The 397-nt window shown below is 79.6% G+C and carries 1 protein-coding gene; it reads left to right on the forward strand.

Annotated elements, in window-relative coordinates; all coding sequences use genetic code 11:
* On the forward strand, positions 1-397 hold a 397-nt coding region (locus CKO33_RS13200; RefSeq protein ID WP_200182688.1), incomplete at both ends, for a hypothetical protein.

The following is a 397-nucleotide window of genomic DNA, read 5'->3' on the forward strand; positions in this document are numbered from 1 at the left end:
CCCCGGCGCCGCTGCCCGCCGACCCCGCCCATGAGGCCCTCGTGCGCCAGCCCTACACCCTGCTGCACATCGGCCCCTTCACCGGCCCCGCGGGCGCGCGCCTCCTGGACACCCTCCACCTCCTGATGCAGCGGGGCCATCCCCGGCTGCATCTCATCCACGCCCACCCCGGGGATGACCCCGCCGGACGGCGCCGCCTGGCCCGCCACGCCGCCCGCCTGGGCCTGGATCGCGCCGTGGCGCTGCGCCCCGGCTGCGGCCCGGAGGAACGCGCCCGCCTCCAGCGCGACGCCGATCTCTACCTGGACCTGCACGAAGGGGCAGGGGAGCGGGGCCTGCCCGCCCCCCTGGTGGCGGCCCTGCGCGCCGACACCCCCGTCCTGGCCCACGCCCCCGC

This window comes from Ectothiorhodospira mobilis (genome assembly GCF_016584115.1).
GTDB classification, from domain to species: domain Bacteria; phylum Pseudomonadota; class Gammaproteobacteria; order Ectothiorhodospirales; family Ectothiorhodospiraceae; genus Ectothiorhodospira; species Ectothiorhodospira mobilis.